This window comes from Micromonospora sp. NPDC005553, from assembly GCF_042871765.1.
Lineage (GTDB): Bacteria > Actinomycetota > Actinomycetes > Mycobacteriales > Micromonosporaceae > Micromonospora.
The window spans coordinates 306881-322072 of sequence record NZ_JBIAJD010000005.1; the positions used below are offsets into that span (position 1 = coordinate 306881).

12 protein-coding genes are annotated in these 15192 nt (G+C 71.7%); 3 read left to right on the forward strand and 9 right to left on the reverse strand.

Going from position 1 to position 15192, the window contains the following annotated elements:
* Positions 1 to 130: 130 nt before the first annotated feature.
* The 4 genes from ACFYPG_RS22270 to ACFYPG_RS22285 all read right to left on the reverse strand — a co-directional run bounded on the left by ACFYPG_RS22270 (position 131) and on the right by ACFYPG_RS22285 (position 5302).
* Complete coding sequence (locus ACFYPG_RS22270) at positions 131 to 1330, reverse strand: RtcB family protein (RefSeq protein WP_355009123.1); 1200 nt, start codon at positions 1328 to 1330, stop codon at positions 131 to 133.
* 128 nt (positions 1331 to 1458) lie between these two features.
* Positions 1459 to 1584 carry a hypothetical protein gene (locus ACFYPG_RS22275; RefSeq protein WP_387353726.1) on the reverse strand — a complete coding sequence of 42 codons (126 nt, stop codon included), beginning with the start codon at positions 1582 to 1584 and terminating at the stop codon, positions 1459 to 1461.
* An 83-nt stretch (positions 1585 to 1667) separates the two neighbouring features.
* Positions 1668 to 3665, reverse strand: a complete 1998-nt coding sequence (locus ACFYPG_RS22280; RefSeq protein WP_387353727.1) for a GTP-binding protein — start codon at positions 3663 to 3665, stop codon at positions 1668 to 1670.
* Between the two features lie 329 nt (positions 3666 to 3994).
* The gene (locus tag ACFYPG_RS22285; RefSeq protein WP_387353728.1) at positions 3995 to 5302 is read right to left on the reverse strand and encodes an RICIN domain-containing protein; all 1308 of its coding nucleotides are present in this window, start codon (positions 5300 to 5302) and stop codon (positions 3995 to 3997) included.
* Between the two features lie 157 nt (positions 5303 to 5459).
* On the opposite strand from ACFYPG_RS22285, the gene ACFYPG_RS22290 reads away from it, so the two are divergent.
* Positions 5460 to 6647 carry a spore photoproduct lyase family protein gene (locus ACFYPG_RS22290; protein WP_387353729.1) on the forward strand — a complete coding sequence of 396 codons (1188 nt, stop codon included), beginning with the start codon at positions 5460 to 5462 and terminating at the stop codon, positions 6645 to 6647.
* 18 nt (positions 6648 to 6665) lie between these two features.
* On the opposite strand, the gene ACFYPG_RS22295 is transcribed toward ACFYPG_RS22290, so the two are convergent.
* Together ACFYPG_RS22295 and ACFYPG_RS22300 are read right to left on the reverse strand one after the other, a co-directional pair.
* The gene (locus ACFYPG_RS22295; protein WP_387353730.1) at positions 6666 to 7172 is read right to left on the reverse strand and encodes a DinB family protein; all 507 of its coding nucleotides are present in this window, start codon (positions 7170 to 7172) and stop codon (positions 6666 to 6668) included.
* A gap of 92 nt (positions 7173 to 7264) precedes the next feature.
* Positions 7265 to 8095, reverse strand: a complete 831-nt coding sequence (locus ACFYPG_RS22300) for a M15 family metallopeptidase (RefSeq protein WP_387353731.1) — start codon at positions 8093 to 8095, stop codon at positions 7265 to 7267.
* 237 nt (positions 8096 to 8332) lie between these two features.
* Between ACFYPG_RS22300 and ACFYPG_RS22305 the strand changes: the two genes are divergently transcribed.
* On the forward strand, positions 8333 to 9370 hold the full coding sequence (locus tag ACFYPG_RS22305; RefSeq protein WP_350864793.1) for a LacI family DNA-binding transcriptional regulator: 1038 nt from the start codon (positions 8333 to 8335) through the stop codon (positions 9368 to 9370).
* A 134-nt stretch (positions 9371 to 9504) separates the two neighbouring features.
* Here ACFYPG_RS22305 and ACFYPG_RS22310 read toward each other — a convergent pair whose 3' ends face one another.
* The 3 genes from ACFYPG_RS22310 to ACFYPG_RS22320 form a co-directional block, all read right to left on the reverse strand.
* Positions 9505 to 10353 carry a peptidylprolyl isomerase gene (locus ACFYPG_RS22310; RefSeq protein ID WP_387353732.1) on the reverse strand — a complete coding sequence of 283 codons (849 nt, stop codon included), beginning with the start codon at positions 10351 to 10353 and terminating at the stop codon, positions 9505 to 9507.
* 70 nt (positions 10354 to 10423) lie between these two features.
* Positions 10424 to 11632 carry a D-alanyl-D-alanine carboxypeptidase family protein gene (locus ACFYPG_RS22315; protein WP_387353733.1) on the reverse strand — a complete coding sequence of 403 codons (1209 nt, stop codon included), beginning with the start codon at positions 11630 to 11632 and terminating at the stop codon, positions 10424 to 10426.
* A 47-nt stretch (positions 11633 to 11679) separates the two neighbouring features.
* On the reverse strand, positions 11680 to 12408 hold the full coding sequence (locus ACFYPG_RS22320; protein WP_387353734.1) for a MerR family transcriptional regulator: 729 nt from the start codon (positions 12406 to 12408) through the stop codon (positions 11680 to 11682).
* Between the two features lie 166 nt (positions 12409 to 12574).
* On the opposite strand from ACFYPG_RS22320, the gene ACFYPG_RS22325 reads away from it, so the two are divergent.
* Positions 12575 to 14869: an ATP-binding cassette domain-containing protein gene (locus ACFYPG_RS22325; protein WP_387353735.1), complete on the forward strand. Its 2295-nt coding sequence runs from the start codon at positions 12575 to 12577 to the stop codon at positions 14867 to 14869.
* Positions 14870 to 15192: the final 323 nt, after the last annotated feature.

Sequence of the window (15192 nt, forward strand, 5' to 3'; positions counted from 1 at the left end):
GGGGGCCCCCACCCACCCCCCGGCGGGGGGGCTGGTGCCGGGCCGGGGCCCCGGGCCCCCCGGGGCGGGGTTTTCGGCGGGTTTGGCCCCGGGGGCGGGGGGGGCGGTTTCCCCGGCCCCCCACGGCACGTCAGCCCTTCACGCAGACCACCTGCTTGAGGTGCGCGACCACCTCGACCAGGTCCTCCTGCTGGGCCATCACCTCGGTGATGTCCTTGTACGCGCCGGGGATCTCGTCGACCACCCCGGCGTCCTTGCGGCACTCCACCCCGGCGGTCTGCGCGGCCAGGTCCTCCGTGCTGAACGTCCGCTTGGCCTGCGCCCGGGACATCCGACGCCCCGCCCCGTGCGACGCCGAGCAGTACGCGTCCGGGTTCCCCCGCCCCCGCACGATGTACGACCCGGTGCCCATCGACCCGGGGATGATGCCCAGGTCACCCCGGCCGGCCCGGATGGCGCCCTTGCGGGTCACCAGCACGTCCACCCCGTCGTAGCTCTCCTCCGAGACGTAGTTGTGGTGGCAGCTGATGGGCTCGTCGTAGCCGACCTGTGGGAAGTGCTCACGCACCACGCCGCAGAGCAGGGCCAGCATGACCGCCCGGTTTCGCCGCGCGTACTCCTGCGCCCACCAGAGATCCCGCCGGTACGCGTCCATCTCGGGCGTTCCGGCGAGGAACACGGCCAGGTCCCGGTCGGGAAGGTCGACGTTGTGCGGCAGCCTTCGGGCCACCCCGATGTGCCGCTCGGCCAGCTCCTTGCCGATGTTGCGGGACCCGGAGTGCAGCATCAGCCAGACCCGCCCCTCGTCGGCGCCGCCCTGCTCCAGGCAGACCTCGATGAAGTGGTTGCCCCCGCCGAGGGTGCCGATCTGCCGCTGCGCCCTCGTCTCCAGCTGCGCCACCCGCCGGTCAAGGCCGGCGAACCGACCCCAGAAGTCGTCCCAGCCGGCCTGCTCCAGGCCCCGGATCCGACGGGTGTCGACCGAGTCCGTGCGCTGGGCGAAGCCGACCGGGATGGTGGCCTCGATCGCGGAGCGCAGCCCGGCCAGGTCGTCCGGCAGGTCGGCGGCGGTCAGCGAGGTACGCACCGCGGACATCCCGCAGCCGATGTCGACGCCGACCGCGGCCGGCGAGACGGCCTGCCGCATCGCGATCACCGAGCCGACCGTGGCGCCCTTGCCGAAGTGCACGTCGGGCATGACGGCGACACCCTGCACCCAGGGCAGCGCGCCGATGTTGCGCAGCTGCTTGGCGGCCTGCGGCTCGATGGCGTACGGGTCGGTCCAGACCCGGACCGGTGCCCGGGTACCGGCGAGGGGGGTGAATCCCATAGTGGTCTCCTTCTGTCGTGCGGTGACCGTTAATGATCATATTTGGCGGCCAGCGGCGGTGCGCGGATACGAAAGGGCCGCCCGATCCCGGTGGGGATGGGCGGCCGACGGACGCGTCAGCGTCGGCGTCAGTCGCGCCACCCCGGCTCGTTGCGCCGCGCTGGGGGGTAGGCACGGGCATTGGCGGTGAGCTGCAAAGGGGTGCCGGCGGGGAGCAGGCACCAGCGGGCGTCGGTGCGGACACGTCGCGACATGGCGTACTCCCTCCGGGTTGATCGGTTGACGGTGCACCGACGACAGTAGGAGGGCTGCCGCGCGTCCGCAATGGATATCGTCGCTACCGGCCGCCGACCCGGCGCGCGACCGCCAGCAGATACTCCTTGCGATCCAGCGGATTGTTGTCCCAGCGGGTCCGGACGGGGGCGGGGCCACGCACCGGCCGGTAGCGGTCGAACTCGGTCTCCAGCACGCCCTCCCCCCGGGTCAGCGCAGGCAGGCGACGCTCCAGCGCGTGCACCAGACCGGCCGGGATCTCACCCTGCACCAGGTAGGACACGCCCTGCCCGGTGGCCTCGGTCGGCACCGCGTCCAGCCGGGTGAGCGCGGGCAGCAGCGTGCCGAGGACGTCACCCGGCACCTCCAGCCGGAAGCGGTGTACCGGCTCGTGGACGCGGGTGCCGGCACGAGCGAGTGCGGCCATCAGCACCAACGGGGTGAGATTGCGGAAGTCCCCCGCCGTGCTGGACATGCTCTTGTCGAAGGTGCCGTGGGAATGGCTCTGCCGCGCCCAGTAACCGGCGTGAGTCATCGTCACCTCGCAGTCGGGGACCTCCCACCCGTGAAGGCCCTGGCGCAGGGTTCGGCGCACGGCCTCCTCCACGGCGGTGAAGAAGGCCGGTGGCATCGAACCCAACTCGACGCCGAGCCGAAACGTCACGCCGGCACCGGTCGGCGCCGGCGCGATCCGCAGCCCGACGGTGGCCAGGAACGGGTTGGGCGCCACCGCGATCACCTCCACCGCCCCGGCGACGCCGCACACCCGCTCCACGTGCACCGTGCTGGTTTCCCGGAACGTCACCCCCAGGCCGAAGTCGTCGGCAAGGGTGGCCTGGATGACCTCCTTCTGCACCTCGCCGTAGAGCGACACGGTGATCTCGTGCTGCCGGTCGTCCTGCCGCAGGTTGATGAGCGGGTCCTGCTCAGCGAGCTGGATCAGCGCGGCGTGCAGCGCGACCCGGTCTGCGGGGCGCGTCGGCACCACCACGGTCTCCAGGGTGGGTGGCGCGAAGTGGCGGTCGGTGCCGGCGTGTTCGGGTGGTACGCCCACCGGGTCGCCGATCCGAGCGCGCTTGAGGCCCCACAACCGGGCGATGTGACCGGCTTCGACCGCCGACGCCACCACGTCGGCCCCATGGGCGACGACTCGTACGGCAGTGACCAGTTCAGCGTCGACAGCGCCGACGCGGACCCGGTCGCGAATCCGGATCGTGCCGGCGAAGAGCCGGACCAGTGCGATCTTCTCTCCGGCTGGACCCCGTTCGATGGCGAACACGGTGCCGGAGACCGGGGCGTCGGCGTCACCCTGGACGGTGGGCAGAAGCTCGGTGATCCCGGCGATCAGCGCGTGCACCCCGGCACCTGTGATCGCCGAGCCGGCGTACACGGGCTGCACCAGCGCGCGGCCGGTCCGCGTCGCCAACGCAGCGCGTAGCCGTGAGTACGGCAGCGAGGACGTGTCCGCCACCCAGTCGGCCAGCAGCACGTCGTCCTGGCCGGTGAGCAGGTTGAGCAGCCGGTCGCTGAAGGCGAGGTCGGTGGGCCCGTACGTCGTGCAGTGAGCGCTGCGGGTCCCCGGCATCGCCACCGCGCCCATCGCCACGACGCTCGGCGTGAGCTTCTCCGCGACCGCCTGGAAGACCCGGTCAGGGTCTGCCCCGGCCCGGTCGACCTTGTTGATGAAGATCAGCGTCGGGATGCGCAGCCGGCGCAGAGTTCGCATCAGCACCCGGGTCTGCGGCTGCACCCCCTCCACCGCGGAGATCACCAGCACCGCGCCGTCGAGCACACCAAGCACCCGCTCGACCTCGGCGATGAAGTCCGGGTGACCGGGCGTGTCGATCAGGTTGACGGTCACGTCGTCCAGCACGAAGGAGACGACAGCCGAGCGGATGGTGATCCCGCGTTGCCGTTCCAGTGCCAGGGTGTCGGTCTGGGTGCTGCCCGCGTCGACGCGGCCGAGCTGGTCGGTCACACCGACGTCGTGCAACAGCCGCTCGGTCAGGCTGGTCTTACCGGCATCGACGTGAGCCAGGATGCCGAGGTTCAGGGTTTTCACGCAGCGTCAGGTCCTTCAGGTAGGCGACAGATCCCTTCTGGTCGGACATCGACGCAGCGCGCATTGGTGCTCCCTGGAGGTTGGTGGCGGTTTCGGGTAGTTCAGCAGGCCGCCGTCGGTCGGGCAACCGAATAACCGGCGCTCTCACACCCCGTCCGCGGTCGGAGGAGAGCTCGCGGGCGTTGGCCAAGCTGGAGCAGTCGTTGCCGTCCCGGCCTGTTGGAGGCGATCGACGAACGGGCCTGCCTGCTGCACACCGGTTCGCGCGCGCCGCCGGGTCCGCGCCGGGGCGAGTCGCGGTTCACCCCGGCGCGGACGTGGCGGTGGAGCTATGACTGCGGCACCAGCCGGAAGGACTGCGCCGCAGTGCCGTTGCAGGTGTACTGGATGAGCTGGACGCTGTCCGCAGTGGACGCGCCCGGCACGTCGAGACACTTGCCGCTGGAGCGGTTGACCAGGCGGTAGTAGCCGCCACCCTCGGGCTCGGCCCGCCACTGCTGGTTGTTGCCGCCGCTGTAGGACCAGAGCTGGATGCGTGCCGAGTCGGCTGTCGACCGGTCCGTCACGTCGATCACCTGGGAGCTGTTGTTGCGGTTGTTGACCCGCAGGTACCCGCCGCTGGTCGGCACGAACTGGTACTGCTGCGCGGCGCTGCTGTTGCACGCGTACTGCTGGATGGCCGTGCCGTTCGCGCTGGCCGCGGCCCGCGCGTCCACGCACTTGCCGTTGCCCCGGTTGACAACCGTGTGCCAGGCGGTCGGCGAGATGCCGTCGGACGGCGGGGGCGTGGTCGGCGGGACGGTGCCGACGCCAGCCAGCCAGTGCAGCCCGTCGATCAGCAGCTGGTTCTGTTGCGCGCTGTCGAAGGTGGACGACAGCCCGGTGTTGGTGCTGTAGTTCATCGCGTTGTGGCCGAAGTTGGTGTAGAGCATCTTGTACTGCCGGTTGCTCCAGACGAGCGGGTAGTAGCCGCCGTACCAGGACTGGTTGGGGTCCGTGCCGACCGGGAAGCTGGACGGGTCGACCGAGGCGAGGATGTCGATGTTGGGGTTCTGCCGCAGGTCGTTGCTCCAGGAGTACCACTCGCTGATCGACGACGGGAACGTCGCCGGGAGGTTCCGGGTGGCGGCGTGGGTGCGGTTGTCGGCGCGCATCGTGACCCGGGTGGGTCCCCAGGTGTTCGTCTGGAACGAGCCGGTGCCGAGGAAGGTGTTGTAGTACCAGCTCCAGCTCGACGGGTTGTCGGTCCACGCGCTGACGTGGAAGCCCAGCCACGCCCCGCCGTTCTGCATGTACTGCTGGAACGCGGCCCGTTGCGCGGTGGGCGGCGCGTCGTCCAGGAACATGACGACCTTGTACTGGGCCAGGTTGGAGGTGTTCAGCAGGCTCCAGTTGTTGGTGGCCTCCCAGGAGAAACCGTGCTGGGCGGCGGCCTGCGGGAACCAGGCCCGGGCGTCCTTGACGAAGTCGATGTGCGCGGCGTCCCAGGTGCCGTTGTAGAAGGCCAGGACCTTGAACGTCGGCGCGGCCTGCGCGCTTCGCGAGGCGCTGACAGCGACACCGGCGGTCAGCGCGACGACCAGGGCGACGAACAACGACAGGATTCGTCTGGTACGGGAGGAGAGTTCTGCGATCACCTGATCGTCCCTTCGGTGGGGACGCGCGCCGCCGCGTCGAGATACATCTGTTCACAAGGTTTACAGATAGACGAAAGGTTATTCCTCTGACCTGATCGCGTCAATCGCCGATCGCCCGAACGGGTGGGATTCCTGCGGCAGCGGGTACCCCGGCCCGGTGACCAGCCCGGACGGCGTCGACGTCGACCAGCCGCTCGCCGTGGACGTGCCCGCCGCGCCGCACGACGCCAGTGGCGAACGCGTGCCGACCCGCGACCTCGCCGGCCTCGCGCCGCCGACCCGCTCGGCGCGCCGCTGGACCCCGAGCCGGGTGGTGGCCACCCCCGCCGCGCTCGACCACCCGCACGGCCAACGGATCGTCGAGCGGGTGCGGGCACTCGGGATCGAGGTGGAACACCTGCGCGCCAACCGGCTCACCGGGGTACGCGGGCAGACCGACCGGGAGACCTATGCCCGGGCCAAGTCGACGATGGCGATAGTGGTGAGCCCACCCTCGCGGCGCGTGCTGCAACCCATCGCGCCCAGCGCCGACTGGCGGGTCGACCTGGCCGAGGGCTGCCCTGCGCACTGCCAGTACTGCTACCTCGCCGGATCCCTGTCCGGCCCGCCGGTGACCCGGGTGTACGCGGACCTCGACGACATCCTCACCGGGCTGGCCGCGTATGCCGGGCGCGGGACGGTGACCAGCCGCAACGCGCGGCGCGCCGACGAGGGCACCACCTTCGAGGCGTCCTGCTACACCGACCCGCTCGCCCTGGAGCACCTGACCGGCAGTTGGCGGCGCGCGGTGCAGCACTTCGCCGACTGGGACGCCCCCGTGCAACTGCGCTGGACCACCAAGTACGCCGACGTGGACACCTTCGTGGGGCTGCCGCACGCCGGCCGGACGCGGGTCCGCTTCAGCGTCAACTGCGCCCCGGTGAGCGAACGGTTCGAGGGCGGCACCGCCCGGGTGCCGGACCGGTTGGCCGCGCTGCGCCGGCTCGCCCTCGACGGCTACCCGGTCGGGCTGACCATCGCGCCGATCATCGCCCTGCCGCACTGGCGGGAACGATACGGCGAACTGCTCGACCAGGTCCGCGCGGCGGTCGACGGGGTGCCCGACCTGGACCTGACCGCCGAGTTGATCACCCACCGGTTCACGCCGGGCAGCAAGGAGGTGCTGCTCGGCTGGTACCCGCGTACCCGGCTGGAGATGGACGAGGAGTCCCGCACCCGCAAGCACGGCAAGTTCGGCGCGGTGAAGTACGTCTACCCGCGTGAGCAGATGACCGAGCTACGCGACTGGTTCACCGCCGAACTCACCGCCCGCGTGCCGGCCTGCCGGGTCCTCTACTGGACCTGACCGCGTCCCTTTCGCGGGCTAGACGCCGACGGTGCCGTCGATGCCCTCGCGGAGAAGATCGGCGTGGCCGTTGTGCCGGGCGTACTCGTGGATCAGGTGCAGCATCACCAGCCGCAGTGACACGGTCTCGCCGGAGCGGGCGTTGCGGCCGGTCACGTCGAGCGACGCGGCCGCCCGCTCGATCCGGCGGGCATGCGCGACCTCACGCTCCCAGGCGTCGAACGCCTCTGCCCGGGTGGCCGAGGTGGCGTCGTACGCCTGCTGGAAGTCGCCGGTCTCCGACCAGACCAACCCGATGTCCTCGCCGTCGATGACCCGCCGGAACCAGGCGCGCTCCACCTCGGCCAGGTGGCGCACCAGACCGAGCAGGGACAGCGCGGAGGGCGGCATCGACTGCCGGCGCAGGTCCTCGTCGGACAGCCCTTCGCACTTGAGGGCCAGCGTGGCGCGGTGGAAGTCGAGGAACGCGCGCAGCGTCTCCCGCTCGTCGCCGGTGACTGGTGGGCCGATCCGTTCGGTGGTCATTCAAACGATCATGCCGGACGGCACCGGCGGCCCGCGGTGCTGGGGATGCGGTGCGGGGGACGCGGGTCAGGACCGCAGTTCAGGGCCGCGGGTCAGCCGACCGAGGAGCGGGCGACCGGGGCGGCGAAGAACGTGTCCGGGTACGGCTCGTCGCGCAGGCTGTAGTGCCACCACTCCCGGTCGTAGTTGACGAACCCGGCGTCGGTCATCAGCCGCTGCAACAAGCGACGGTTGTCCCGCGCCGTCCCGGTGATCCGGGGGTCGGCCGTGTGCGCCCGCGGGTCGAAACAGTCGAAGCCCGTACCCATGTCGATGCTGTTGTCGGCGAAGCGCTGCCCGCGCGGCGCGGTGCAGGCGACCAGTGGTTGCCCGACCCGGTACGGAGGTTGGCTGGCGGCGGGCTCGTCGACAAGGGTCAGGTCCAGGGTGCTGCCGCGGCTGTGCGCGGTGGGCGCGCCGATGTATCCGTCGGCGAAGAGCCGGTTCTTGGCCAGGTCGGGGTAGAACTCGGCCTTGGTCTGCTGCTCGTCGGGGCGCTTCGACCAGGCGACGAAGTCGTCCACCGCCGGTTGCGGGCGGTAGCAGTCGTACACCTTGAGGCTGTGCCCACCGCTCAGCGCGGCGTCCTGTACGCGGCGCAGCGCCTCGGCCGCCTGCCGGGTGAGCAGGCACAGCGGCTCGTGGTAGCCGGTGATCGGTCGGCCGACGAAGTTGTGCGGCGTGGCGTAGCGGATGTCGGCGTGGAAACGGGGGTCGAGGTCGTTGAGCACCACGAACCCGGGCAGCCGCTCGGCGGGGCTCGGCGACGGGGTGGGGCGCACCGGCGCCGGCTGCGGCGCGGCCGGCGCGGGCCGAGGCTCCGACCGCGAGCAGCCGCCGAGCAGCACGGCGAGCGCGAGCACGACGGCCAGGCGGTAGCGCACGAGTCCTGTCTATCAGCCCGACCAGGGCCACCATCCCAGGATCCATCTGGTCCGCCGGCCGAAAGTAACCGGAAAATCTCCGGAACTTTTCCGTAACTGAAGCGAAGCTTCGGTCGGCCTGGCATGTCGTCAACCCCCATCGGTGAGGCAAGATGGCGCGAGGAACGGTGCACGCCGTTCCGGGACACACGGTGGCGACGGCATGCTGTCGCTTCCGGAGCGGTGAAGGAGACGCGGGTGGGCGCGGACGACGGACGCAGGGTGACCATCACCGCGATCGCACGGGAGGCCGGAGTGTCGGTGCCGACCGTGTCACGGGTGCTCAACGGACGCTCCGATGTGGCCCCGGACACCCGGGAGCGGGTCGAGGAGTTGTTGCGCCACCACGGCTACCGGCGTCGCACCAGCCGCAGCGTTCGCCGCGCCGGTCTCGTCGACCTGGTCTTCAACGACCTGGACAGCCCCTGGGCCGTGGAGATCATTCGCGGCGTGGAGGACGTCGGGCACGGCGCGGGTGTCGGCACCGTGGTCTCCGCGATCCACCGGCAGCCCACAGCGGCTCGGCAGTGGTTGCAGAACCTGCGGACCCGGGCCACCGACGGCGTCATCTTCGTGACCTCGCACCTGAGCCCGCCGCTGCACGCGCAACTGCGTCGCCTCAACGTGCCGGTGGTGGTCGTGGACCCGGCCGGCGTACCGGCCATGGACGTGCCCACGATCGGCGCCACCAACTGGGCCGGCGGGCTCGCCGCGACCGAACATCTTCTCGCGATCGGGCACCGGCGCATCGGTTTCGTGGCGGGGCCGACGCACCTGCTGTGCAGCCGGGCCCGGCTCGACGGTTACCGGGCCGGGTTGGAGGCCGCCGGGGTGCCGGTGGACGACGCTTTGATCTACCCGGGCGACTTCTACCACGCCTCCGGTTTCGCTGGCGGGACCGCGCTGCTCGACCTCGCCGACCCGCCGACCGGCATCTTCGCCTCCAGCGACCAGATGGCCTTCGGCGTCTACGAGGCCATCCGGCGGCGCGGGCTGCGCGTGCCGGACGACGTGAGCGTGGTGGGGTTCGACGACCTGCCGGAAGCCCGCTGGGCCTCACCGCCGCTGACCACCGTGCGCCAGCCGTTGGTCGAGATGGGACGGTTGGCTGCCCGGACCGTGCTGCGCCTGGCCCAGGGCGAGGGCATCGACTCGCCCCGGGTGGAACTCGCCACCGAGTTGGTCGTTCGGGACAGCACCGCCGCCCCGCTGACCGGCTCGCCCGCCTCGGCGTGACGGCCTGACCTGCGTCGGAAACCGGTTGGACCGGTTCCGGTCCGGTTCCGAAAATTCCGGCGAGGCCGCGCTTACCGGGAGCCACCCACGGTCGGCGCGGTGAGCGACCGACGGTCACCCACCGCGCCGCACCGTCAGTGGTGGTGGTGCCAGCGGACGGCCTTGCGGATGGTCACCGGCAGTGCGGGCGCGCCGTCGACCGGTGCCGGGTCCTCGGCGGTCGGTGCCACTCCCCCGGCGGCGATCCGGTCCAGCGTGGCCAGGCCCGCCCCGTCGACCTCGCCGAAGATCGTGTAGTTGGGGCGCAACGCGGAGTTGGCGTAGACCAGGAAGAACTGACTGCCGTTGGTGTCCGGCCCGGCGTTGGCCATGGCCAGCACGCCACGGGCGTACACCCGGCGCTCGCCGGTCGGGTCGGTGGGCGCGGGCGGCAGGTCCGTCGGCAACTCGTCGCGGTACCGGTAGCCCGGACCGCCCTCACCGGTACCGGACGGGTCACCGCACTGCAGCACGCTCAGCGTCGGGTACGCAGTGAGCCGGTGGCACGGGGTGCGGTCGTAGAACCGCTTGCTCACCAGGTGCAGGAAACTCTGCACCGTGCACGGCGCCGCGGCCCGGTCCAGTGTCAACCCGATGGGCCCGTGGTTGGTCGCCACTGTCACCCGGACGCTGCCCCGGGCCGGGGTGCGTCGCGGGTCGGGCGGCAGCGGCACCGGCCGGGCCGCGGGTTCATCCGGGGTCTCGGTGTACGCGCACGGGCCGTGGGTGGTGCGCGGCGGTCGGGTGGCGGCGTCGGCAGCAACGGTCGGCGCGGCGGAGACACGCACCGGGTCGGCCGACGGGCCCGGGGCGGCGAGCGCCGTGGCGGACGAGCCGACGACCAGCGCCCCGGCGAGCACTGTCACCCCCGCGAGGCGGGTCAGGGCGCGCACCGGTCGGCGGGGTGCCGCCACTGCGGGGCGCGGTTCGAGTTCACTCGACACAGGGATCCTCCTGGACTGGTGGAGCCAGAAAGACCGGAGTCTATGGACGGCAGCGCCCGATGTCGATCCGTCAGGGCATCCGGCGGCGACGCCGCCACAGCACGCCGCCCATCAACGCGACCACCGTCGCGCCGCTGACCGCCATCACCGACCAGAGCCACCCCGAGCCGGTAGGCGCGGGCCCACTGGCCGCCGCCGGTCGGGGCGCGCCGGGTGCCGCCAGCGCGGACGGCGCCGCCGACGGGGTGGCGGTCAGCTCGCCGGGCTCGACCAGCCGACCCACGGCAGCGCCCCGCGGCAGCGTGAAGCCCCAGTCCAGGAGGGCCGCGCCCTGCTCCCAGCCGCGCGCCGGTGCCGATTCGGCGCCCAGCAGGGTCACCACCAGCCGCCGCCCGCCGCGTTCCGCCGCCCCCACGTAGGTGTGCCGGGCCAGGTCGGTGAAGCCGGTCTTGCCGCCGAGCGCCCCCGGGTACCGGTAGATGAGCTGGTTCTCGTTCTGGATCTCGAAGCCCTTGGTGCGTTGCGCCGGCTGAACCGGAATCGACGCCTGCTCGGTCAGCGCGTAGCGACGGAAGTTCGGCTCGGCGAAGCAGGCACGGGCGATCAGCGCCAGGTCGTACGCGCTGGTGAACTGCCCCTTGCCGTCCAGCCCGGACGGGGTGACCGCGTGCGTCTGGAGCGCGCCGAGGTGGTGGGCCTGCTCGTTCATGGCGCGTACGCCGGCGGCGCTGTCCGTTCCGCTGCCGAGTCGCGCGAGGGCGTTGGCGGCCTCGTTACCGGAGTTGAGCAGCAACCCGAGCCAGATGGTCTCGATGGTGTACCGGCCGCCCGCGACCAGGCCCACGGCCGACGAGCCGGGTTCGATGTTCATGTCCGCGTCGGTGACGGTGACAATCTGCTTCGGGTCGAGCCTGGGCAGCATCGTGGCCGCCAGCAGGAGCTTCTGCACGCTCGCCGGTGTGCCGTACTCGTGGGGGCCGCAGCCGCCGAGCACCTGGCCGCTGTCCAGGTCGGCGACCAGCCACGACGTGGCGGTGACCCTCGGCGGCGCGGCCGCGCCGGACGGCACGACCAGGCCGGCCGTGTCCAGCGCCGCGCCGCCGATCATCCGTTGCTCGGGCACGGCGGGCGGGGGCGACGGCCTGGGTGGGCGGGACGCCGCCGGCACCGGGACCCGGGGGCAGCGCACCGTCGGCGCGGCGGACGCTCCCGTCGCACCGACCGGCACGGGAGCGAGCAGGACGGCGGACGTCGTGGCCGCCAGCAGCGCAGCTCTCATGTGCCCGACCCTAGTCAGGACGATCGCCCGGCGGGACGGGATGCCGGTCAACTCGCGTCGCCGCGAGCGCGCAGGTAGTCGTGCAGGGCAGCGCTGCCCCGCAGCCGACGCAGGCTGCGGTTGTGCAGCTCCTGCTCGCGGCGTCCCAGCTCGGCGCGGACCCGCTGGGCGCTGCCGGTGGTCCGCAGCTCGCCCAGCACCGCGGCGATGATCTCGAACGGGTACGCGCCCCGCCGCAGCAACGCGATGACCTGCGCCGCGCGTAGCTCCGCCTCGTCGTACACCCGGTAGTTGGTCCCCGGGGTGCGTCCCGGCCGCAGCAGCTCGCGCTCCTCCCACAGCCGCAGCTGCGAGGTCCGGACCCCGACCAGGGCGGCGACCTCGCCGATGCGGGCGCCGTGGCGTGGTGCGGGTCGGGTCGCCGGTGGGCTGGCCAGCACGGTCTCGAAGGCGCCGAGCACCCGGCGAATCTCGGCGCGTTCCCGGTCCAGCTCGGCATGGCCGCCGTCGAGCGCCGCCAGGGCCGCCGGCAGGTCACCAGCGTGCACCGCCGCCATGATCTCCCGGGTACGGCTCCAACCGTGCCCCTCGGCCAACCGCCGCGCCACGGTCAGCGCCCGGGCGTGCTCGGTCGTGAAGATCCGGTAGCCGCTGGCGGTGCGCCGCACCGGCGGCAGCACCCCCAACTCGACGTAGTTGCGCACCTGCTGCACCGAGATCCCGACGGTGGCCGCCAGGTCCACGGCGCGCAGCCGATCCTGCGAGGCGACGTCCACGCGAGCCACCGTACCGCTTACGACGTGATTTGAGACTTTCCCGCACGTAGCGCCACTGCCTGCGCTCGAACTTCGCCAGAACTGTTTACATGGGGATGAATGAGACAATGGAACCCGCCAGTGCCCGGCGGGGCAAAGTCCCGCCACGATTCCGTGAAGGGTTCGTATGTCGCAGCCAGCATGGTCCGCCGCCGACAGCCACGACATGATCGAGGTACGCGGGGCGCGGGAGAACAACCTCGCCGACGTCTCGGTCGACATCCCCAAACGCCGGTTGACCGTCTTCACCGGCGTCTCCGGGTCGGGCAAGTCGTCGCTGGTCTTCGGCACCATCGCCGCCGAGTCCCAGCGCATGATCAACGAGACCTACAGCGCGTTCCTCCAGTCGTTCATGCCGAACCTCAACCGGCCGGACGTCGACTCGCTCCGCAACCTCAGCGCGGCCATCGTCGTCGACCAGGAGCGGATGGGGGTCAACTCCCGCTCCACCGTCGGCACCGCCACCGACGCGTACGCGATGCTGCGGATCCTCTTCAGCCGGCTCGGCCAACCGTCCATCGGCGGCGCCGGGGCGTTCAGCTTCAACCTGCCCGAGGGCATGTGCCCCACCTGCGAAGGGCTGGGCCGGGTCTCCGACCTCGACATCAACGAGCTGGTCGACGTCGAGCGCTCCCTCAACGACGGCGCGATCACAGTGCCCAACTTCGCCGTCGACTCCTGGTACTGGCAGACCATCGTCGGCTCCGGCCTGTTCGACCCGGACGTCAAACTCCAGGACTTCACCCCGCAACAGTGGGAGGACTTCCTGCACAAGCCGGCCACCAAGATCAAGGTGGGCAGCAACAACTGGACGTACGAAGGGCTGGCGGTCAAGGTCAAGCGGCTCCTCCTGGCCAAGGACCGCGAGTCGATGCAACCGCACATCCGCGCCTTCGTCGACCGGGCGGTCACCTTCACCAGCTGCGGCGACTGCGGTGGCACCCGACTCAACGCGGCCGCCCTGTCGTCACGGATCGCCGGGCGCAACATCGCCGACTGCTCCGCCATGCAGATCAGCGACCTGGCAGCGTTCGTCCGCACCGTCGACGACCCGGGGGCCGCGCCACTCGTCGCCAACCTCCGCGACCTGCTGGACTCCCTGGTCGAGATCGGTCTGGGCTACCTCAGCCTGGACCGCGAGTCGGCGACCCTCTCCGGCGGCGAGGCGCAACGGGTGAAAATGGTCCGGCACCTCGGCTCCAGCCTCTCCGACGTCACCTACGTCTTCGACGAACCCACCGTCGGCCTGCACCCGCACGACATCGCCCGGATGAACGACCTGCTGCTGCGGCTGCGCGACAAGGGCAACACCGTGCTGGTGGTGGAACACAAACCGGAAACCATCGCCATCGCCGACCACGTGGTCGACCTCGGACCGGGCGCCGGCACCGACGGTGGCCGGATCTGCTTCACCGGCGACATCCCCGGCCTGCGCCGCTCCGACACGCTCACCGGCCGGCACCTGGACCACCGGGTGACAGTGCGTTCCGACGTACGCCAACCCACCGGGCAGCTCGCCATCCGCCAGGCCGACCTGCACAACCTGCACGACGTGGACGTGGACATCCCGCTCGGGGTCCTCACCGTGGTCACCGGCGTGGCCGGATCCGGCAAGAGTTCACTGATCCACGGCTCCCTGCGCGGCCGGTCCGGGGTCGTCATCGTCGACCAGTCCCCGATCCGCGGCTCACGACGCAGCAACCCGGCCACCTACAGCGGGCTGCTCGACCCGATCCGCACCGCCTTCGCCAAGGCCAACGGGGTCAAGGCCGCGCTGTTCAGCGCCAACTCCGAGGGCGCCTGCCCGACCTGCAAGGGAATCGGCCTCATCTACACCGACCTGGCGATGATGGCCGGCGTCGCGAGCGTCTGCGAACGGTGCGAGGGGCGGCGCTTCACCGACACGGTGCTCACGTACACGCTGCGTGGCAAGAACATCCACGAGGTGCTGACCATGTCCGTCACCGAGGCGTACGCGTTCTTCCCCAGCGGGGCGGCGCACGTCATCCTCGGCCGGTTGGTCGACGTCGGGCTCGGCTACCTCAGCCTCGGCCAGCCGCTGACCACCCTGTCCGGCGGGGAGCGGCAACGACTCAAGCTCGCCATCCACCTGGCCGAGAAGACCACCACGTACGTCCTCGACGAGCCGACCACGGGCCTGCACCTGGCCGACGTGGACCAACTGCTGGCCCTGCTCGACCGGATGGTCGCCGCCGGAAACACGGTGATCGTCATCGAGCACCACCAGGCGGTCATGGCACACGCCGACTGGCTCATCGACCTCGGCCCCGGCGCCGGCCACGACGGTGGCCGCATCGTCTTCACCGGCACACCGGCCGAGCTGGTCGCCACCGGGGACACCCTCACCGCCAAGCACCTCCGCGAGTACGTCAACGACCCGGCGGTGATCGGCCAGGGCTGACGCCGGTGCCCCGCGACCGGAAGGCGCACAGCGGCGGCGGGTCCCGGCACGAGCGGCTGCGGTCCGGCGGTGCCAGTGGCGGCGGTCCGGCGGCAGCGGTCCGGCGGTCCCAGTGGCGGCGGGCCGGCGGCAGCGGTCCGGCGGTCCCAGTGGCGGCGGGCCGGCGGCAGCGGTCCGGCGGTCCCAGTGGCGGCGGTCCGGCGGCAGCGGTCCGGCGGTCCCAGTGGCGGCGGTCCGGCGGCAGCGGTCCGGCGGTCCCAGTGGCGGCGGGCCGGCGGTGCCGGTGGATGCGGTCGGCTGGCGCGGCGTCACGGCGGCGCTCC

Coding starts and splice junctions, on each gene's coding strand:
- ACFYPG_RS22315 (WP_387353733.1), bottom strand. CDS start 11,632: ATGAGAGCTGCGCTGCTGGCGGCCACGACGTCCGCCGTCCTGCTCGCT.
- ACFYPG_RS22275 (WP_387353726.1), bottom strand. CDS start 1,584: ATGTCGCGACGTGTCCGCACCGACGCCCGCTGGTGCCTGCTCCCCGCC.
- ACFYPG_RS22325 (WP_387353735.1), top strand. CDS start 12,575: ATGTCGCAGCCAGCATGGTCCGCCGCCGACAGCCACGACATGATCGAG.
- ACFYPG_RS22295 (WP_387353730.1), bottom strand. CDS start 7,172: ATGACCACCGAACGGATCGGCCCACCAGTCACCGGCGACGAGCGGGAG.
- ACFYPG_RS22270 (WP_355009123.1), bottom strand. CDS start 1,330: ATGGGATTCACCCCCCTCGCCGGTACCCGGGCACCGGTCCGGGTCTGG.